Raw genomic sequence first — 6441 nt, forward strand, 5'->3', positions numbered from 1 at the left:
AGCATGACCCCACCCCCCGCGCCCGTCCACCAACTGGGCGGCCGGCGACTCCCCGCGCCCGACTACCAACCGGGCGGCCGGCGACTCCCCGCGCCCGTCTACCAACCGGGCGGCCGGCGACTCCTCGCGCCCGTCTACCAACCGGGCGGCCGGCGACTCCTCGCGCCGGCCATCGCCGCCCTGGCCCTCTGGATGGTCGTGCCTCTGGCGATGACACTGTGGTTTTCGTTCCAGCGGTACAACCTGCTTACGCCGCAGGTGAGCGGTTTCGCCGGCGCCGCCAACTACACGTCCTTGTTTGCCGACCCAGCACTGTGGACCTCGATCGCGAACACCGTCGTCCTCGTGGGTAGTGTGCTCCTCCTCTCGATCGTCGCCGGCCTGGTAGTGGCGGCGATATTCGACGAGCCTTTTTTCGGCCGGCGCACGGCCCGCCTTCTCGTAGTGGCCCCTTTTTTTGTGATGCCCACCGTCGGCGCGCTGATCTGGAAGAATCTGCTCATGCACCCCGTGAACGGACTCTTCGCGGCGGCGGCGCGGGGCCTGGGAATGCCGGCGGTTGACTGGTTTACCGACTGGCCGATGGCGTCGATCGTCCTCATCGTGGCGTGGCAATGGACCCCCTTCGCAATCCTTATCTTCCTCACGTCAATGCAGTCCATCGACCCCTCGATTCGCGAGGCGGCGCTGCTTGACGGAGCCGGCTGGCGGGATCAGTTCCGTTACCTGGTGCTGCCGCATGTGCGCCGGGCGATTGGCATCGTCGCGATGGTAGAGGCGATCTTCCTGCTGACCGTCTTTGCCGAAATCCTCGTCACCACGAGCGGGGGACCTGGCCTCGCCACGACGAACTTGGCGTTTTTTATCTACATCAAGGCGCTCCTGCAGTACGATGTAGGCATGGCCTCCGCCGCCGGCGTCATCGCGATCGTGCTCGCCAATGGGATCGCCTTTTTTTTCATGCGCACCGTTTCGCGCACGATCGATGTATGACCTATGAATCCGTCGTCGTTTCGCCGTGTGCTGATGACCCTCGCGGGCTGGACCATCGCGCTGGCCTTTTTCCTACCTATCGCTTGGATGGTGCTCGCCAGTTTCAAGACGGAAGTGGATGCCATCGCCGCACCCTCGCTCGTTTTTTCGCCCACGATCGAGAACTATGTCGCCGTCCATCAGCGAGCCGACTACGTCCGGGCTGCCGTAAACAGCCTGTACCTTTCGCTCGGAGGTACGGCCCTGGCGCTGCTGCTTGGGATTCCGGCTGCGTATCGACTTGCGTTTTTTCCAACACGCCATACACGCACCGTACTGGTCTGGATGATATCGACACGGATGCTGCCGGCCGCCGGCGTGTTAGTACCGATGTACTTGTTGTTCACCTGGACGCGGCTGATCGACACCCACGCCGGCCTGATCGTCGTCTACGCCCTGATGAATGCCCCCATCCTCATATGGCTGCTGTTCAGCTTCTTCCGCGAAATCCCAACCGAGATCCTCGACGCCGCCCGGATCGACGGCGCATCCGCCCGCGATGAGTTGCGTCATATCCTCCTCCCGCTCGCCTTGCCGGGCATCGCGTCGGCCTCCCTCCTGTCGATCGTGCTCTGCTGGAACGAGGCGTTCTGGAGCCTGAACCTGACTACCGTGGATGCCGCTCCATTAACCACCTTCATCGCCTCATTTTCCGCCCCCGAAGGCCTCTTTTGGGCAAAATTGTCCGCCGCCTCGACACTCGCCGTCGCGCCCATCCTGGCCCTGGGCTGGCTGAGCCAGCGCCACCTGGTGCGCGGGCTGACGTTCGGCGCGGTGAAATAGTCCTGAATGCCCTATGCACGCCATCCTCTTTCCCGCGCCGAAGCAATCCCTGTACGCCGAAGTCAACTACCCGGTCTGTGGCCCCGACGAAGTCATTGTTTCCATAGAGATCTCCGGGATCTGCGGCACCGATCTCCACATCTACCGAAACGAATACCTGTCCCGCTTCCCCCTCATCCCCGGCCATGAGTTCGGGGGGCGAGTGGTGGAAATCGGGTCGGCGGTGGCCACGGGTGTCCGGGTCGGTGAGCGCGTGGCGGTAGACCCGAACCTCTACTGCGGCCAGTGCGAATTTTGCCGGACGGAGCGCTCCAACCACTGCGCCAACTGGCAGGGCATCGGCATCACGCGGCCAGGCGGATTTTCCGAATTCGTGGCCGTGCCGGCGCGGGCCTGTTACCCGGTGCCGGATACGTTTTCGCTGGCGCAGGTGGCCTTCATCGAGCCGCTCGCCTGTGTCTGTTACGGGATGTCGCGGTTGCCGGTGGCGCCGGCGGACCGCGTGCTAGTGTTCGGCGCCGGCCCGATCGGACTGCTGCTCGTCCAGGCCCTGCGGCATGCCGGGGCGAGCCGGCTCGTGGTGGTCGATAAACAAGCGGATCGGCTGGAACTGGCTACACGCCTCGGCGCCACAGCCATACGCCCAACCAATGACAGGTTGGCAGACGAACTTGCCCTGCTTGCTCCCGGCGGATTCGACATCGTCGTAGACGCGACCGGCTCGCCGGCGGTGATCGAGCGGGCCTTCGCCTACCTCAAACCCCGCGGCCGCTTCCTGATGTTCGGCGTCGCCCCGAAGGACGCCGAGATCCGCATCCGGCCGTTCGACATCTTCAAAAACGACTGGCAGATCATCGGGAGTTTTGCGTTGTGCTACACCTTTCATCAGGCGATCGATTGGCTCGACGCTGGCGTGATCGACGTCGCCCCGCTCGTGAGCCACACAGCCCCCCTGCGCGAGTTTGACTCCCTCTTTGATGCGTTCAGCCGGGGACAGACGATGAAGGTGCATCTCGTGCCCGACTGACCTGGCTCCTTCCACCGAGACCAATCCTATGATCCGTGCCCTGATTCCCGAGCCGCACCACATCGAAATCGTCCATCAAGACCTCCCTGTCCCCGGCCCTGGCGAAGCGTTGTTGCGCATCCGAACGGTGGGCATTTGTGGGTCGGACCTGCACACGTTCGAGGGCAAACACCCATACGTTTCGTATCCGGTGTGGCCCGGCCACGAGGTCTGCGCAGAGGTCGTCTCCGCCGGCGACGCCGCGCTCGTGGGGCGCCGGGTGGTCATCGAGCCCTCGTTGCCGGGCCAAGGCCGGCCCCGCTTTGAGCCCGGTCGCTACAATATCGCCACCGAGCTGGCCGTGATGGGCTTCCAGGCACCCGGAGCGATGGCCGAGTATTTCACCTGCCCGACGGATCGTCTCCACCACCTGCCCAATGGGTTTTCGGATGAGATGGGCGCCCTGGTAGAGCCGGCGGCCGTGGCGGTGCACGGTGTCCGTCGGGCCGGCCACGTTGCCGGGCTCGATGCGGCGGTCGTTGGTGGCGGCACGATCGGTATCCTTACCGCCATGGTGGCCACGGCGTACGGGGCGGCGCAGGTCCATCTGATCGAGCCCGATACGGAGCGCCTCGAACAGGCGACACGCATGGGGTTGACCGCCCTCCCATCCTCCGAGCGGCAACGCTACGATATCGTGTTTGAATGTGTGGGGGTGGAGCCGGCATTGCGGAGCGCCCTGCTGGCGTGCCGCAAAGGAGCGACGCTGGTCGTACTGGGCGTTTTCGGCGCGGAGGCGTCTGTGCCGTTCGGGTTTGTGCAGGATTGGGAGCTAGACATAAAAGGCTCGCTCATGTACACGGGTGATGACTTCCGGGAGGCCATCCGTCTACTGGCTGCCGGTCAGTTGAAGATCGATCGGCTGGTGACCCATCGGTTTCCCCTCGTCGAGGTGGAGCGCGCTTTTGCGACGGCACTGCAGCGGGGCCCCGTGCTTAAGGTGTTGTTGGATGTCTGATCTCTACGCCGCGTAAAAGCGCTCGCCGGACTCCGCCATGGCCACCAGGCGCTTGGCCGGCATGAAACGAGCGCCGTACGCCGCGGCGAGCGATTCCATACGCTGCACGACGGACCCCGCCCCGAGTTGGTCGATATACCGAAACGGCCCACCCGTAAACGGGAGAAAACCGATGCCAAATACGGCCCCGAGGTCGCCATCGATCGGGCGTTCGATGACGCCTTCGTCCAGACAACGGACGGCTTCATTGAGCATGAGGAACAGAGGTCGGTCCTGCAACACGTCCATCGACATGGGGCGATCGCCCCTTGCTTTAAAAAAGGCATACGCGGTGGCGTCAGCACCGGTGCGCTTACCGCTCCGGGCATCGTATCGATAAAAACCGCTCCGGTTCTTCTTCCCCAGCCGGCCGGCCTCGAACATCCGGACGACCGCGTGACTCACGATGAAGCCGGCTCGGTCGCCAAACAGCGCCTCGCTGCTGCGGACCACGTGCGCCGCTACATCCAACCCGACCTCATCAAACAACCGGAGCGGCCCCACCGGAAAGCCCTTCTTGTGCAGGGCGGTGTCGATGGCAGCGATCGACGCCCCCTCGTCCAGCAGCAGCAAAGCCTCGTTCATGTACGGTGCGAGGACCCGATTCACGTAAAACCCCGGGCGGTCCCGCACGACAATACACGTCTTCCCCTGCCGCACACCGAGCGCATAACAGGTTGCCAGCACCCAGTCTACCGTATGCCTGGTGCGGACGATCTCCAGCAGCGGCATCTTGGGCACCGGCGAAAAGTAATGCATGCCAATGACGCATTCCGGCCGGCTCGCCGCATCGGCCATCTCCGTGACCGACAACGACGACGTGTTGGTGGCGATGATGACGTCCCCACCGGCGGCACGCTGAATCTCGTCGATTACCTGGCGTTTGATGTCCATACGCTCGAGCACAGCCTCGATGGCTACCTGGACGTGCGCAAAGCCAGCGTAGTCGACCTGCGCTCGGAGCCGGCTCATCGTCGCCTCCGCCTCGGTGCGTGTGATCGCGCGGTAACGGACGCTTTTTTCGAGTTCAGCCCAGACGGCGCGCTGCGCGGCGGCCAACGGTGCCCCATTGACGTCTTCGAGGATCACATCGAGCCCTTTTGTGACGCTTACTTCGGCGATGCCGGCGCCCATGAGTCCTGCCCCGATCACCGCGACGGTTTGAATGGGTCGCACCTGATCAGGGTACGGGTTCTTCTTGTTGTCCGTCATGGCAAAAAACAGGGCCCGCATGGCGCGACTCTCAGGCGTGAGTAAAAGAGGCTCGAAGAGCGCTCGCTCCCGCGCATAGCCGGCCTCTGCGCCGTGACGGATACCGGTCTCGACACAATCGATGATTGCTGGCACCGCCGGATAGTTGCCTTGCGATTCTCTCAACGCCCGCTTTTTCGCCTCACGAAATAACAGCGCACGTCCCACGGGATTGGTTTCAAGCAGCCATTCGAGAAACGAGCGACGGCGGGGCGGCCTCCGTTCGCTTGCGGCGAGCCGGCGCGCCATGAGCACCGCGGCATGATGCAGCTTTGAATGATCGACCAGATCGTCCACCAGCCCCATGCTTCGGGCCTGGTACGGGTAGATCGTGCGTCCGGTCAGCATCATATCGAGCGCGCGCTGGATGCCGATCAAGCGGGGTAATCGCTGGGTGCCGCCGCCGCCGGGGAGTAGGCCGAGGCGTACTTCGGGCAGGGCCAGGCGTGTCGAGGGGTCGTTCGAGGCAATACGCCCATGGCAGGCCAATGCCAGTTCAGTCCCGAGGCCCATACACGCGCCATGGATCGCGGCGACGCAGGGTTTTCGGCTGTGTTCGAGACGCGTGAGCGCCTCGTGACCGCGAGCCTGGATGGGGGTAAACTCACCGGGCCCGGAGATATCGAACGCCTTGATGTCCGCGCCGGCGATGAAGTTGTCTTTTCGGCTGATCAAGACGAGCGCCTGGACATCCGGGTCGTTCTGCACGGCATCGAATACCGCCCCGAGCACCTCGATCACGGCTGGCGAGACGACGTTCTGGGGTTCGAGCCGATGGTCGATCCAGAGGGTGGCGACGCCATCTTGTTTTTCGACGGTGATGAAGTCCTCGATCTGCATCATGTCTCCCGTAGCGTCAGGAATCGTATCGTTTTATCAGCATGGCGTGCCCGTGGGCGCCGGCCGCGCAAGCGGCGAGTAGCCCGTACGTGCCGCCCACGTGCTGAAGCCGGTTGGCCGTCGTCGTCAGCAGCCGGGCGCCCGTGGCGCCAAAGGGGTGACCGATGGCGAGTGACCCACCCCACCGGTTAAATCGGTCCATGTTGATCTGGCCCACAGCTTCTTCTCGACCGAGGTAGCGACGTGCGAAGTCATGTGATGCCAGGGCTTCGATATTGGCGAGGACCTGGCCGGCGAAGGCCTCGTGGAATTCAATCACATCCAGGTCCGCCAGCCTCAGCCCGACGCGGGTCAGCAATTTCGACACGGCGTAGGTGGGCCCAAGGAGCAGCTCGTCGGTGAGGTCCTGCCCGGTAAAGACGAAGTCGATCACCTCGGCAAGGGGCGACAGGCCGGCCTCCAGCGCGGCGCC

General features: G+C 63.9%; 6 protein-coding genes. 4 read left to right on the forward strand and 2 right to left on the reverse strand.

Annotated elements, in window-relative coordinates; genetic code table 11:
- Nucleotides 1-3: 3 nt before the first annotated feature.
- The 4 genes from SH809_09360 to SH809_09375 are packed head-to-tail and all read left to right on the forward strand — an operon-like array spanning nucleotide 4 to nucleotide 3839.
- Complete coding sequence (locus tag SH809_09360) at nucleotides 4-993, forward strand: sugar ABC transporter permease (GenBank protein MDZ4699899.1); 990 nt, start codon at nucleotides 4-6, stop codon at nucleotides 991-993.
- A gap of 3 nt (nucleotides 994-996) precedes the next feature.
- Complete coding sequence (locus SH809_09365; GenBank protein MDZ4699900.1) at nucleotides 997-1815, forward strand: carbohydrate ABC transporter permease; 819 nt, start codon at nucleotides 997-999, stop codon at nucleotides 1813-1815.
- A gap of 13 nt (nucleotides 1816-1828) precedes the next feature.
- Nucleotides 1829-2842 carry a zinc-dependent alcohol dehydrogenase family protein gene (locus tag SH809_09370; GenBank protein ID MDZ4699901.1) on the forward strand — a complete coding sequence of 338 codons (1014 nt, stop codon included), beginning with the start codon at nucleotides 1829-1831 and terminating at the stop codon, nucleotides 2840-2842.
- 28 nt (nucleotides 2843-2870) lie between these two features.
- The gene (locus SH809_09375; GenBank protein ID MDZ4699902.1) at nucleotides 2871-3839 is read left to right on the forward strand and encodes an alcohol dehydrogenase catalytic domain-containing protein; all 969 of its coding nucleotides are present in this window, start codon (nucleotides 2871-2873) and stop codon (nucleotides 3837-3839) included.
- A 3-nt stretch (nucleotides 3840-3842) separates the two neighbouring features.
- Here SH809_09375 and SH809_09380 read toward each other — a convergent pair whose 3' ends face one another.
- Nucleotides 3843-5972: a 3-hydroxyacyl-CoA dehydrogenase NAD-binding domain-containing protein gene (locus tag SH809_09380; GenBank protein MDZ4699903.1), complete on the reverse strand. Its 2130-nt coding sequence runs from the start codon at nucleotides 5970-5972 to the stop codon at nucleotides 3843-3845.
- Nucleotides 5973-5985: 13 nt separating this feature from the next.
- Nucleotides 5986-6441, reverse strand: a 456-nt coding sequence (locus SH809_09385) for an acetyl-CoA C-acyltransferase (protein MDZ4699904.1), incomplete at its 5' end; no start/stop codon positions are given.

Source organism: Rhodothermales bacterium (genome assembly GCA_034439735.1).
GTDB lineage: Bacteria > Bacteroidota > Rhodothermia > Rhodothermales > JAHQVL01 > JAWKNW01.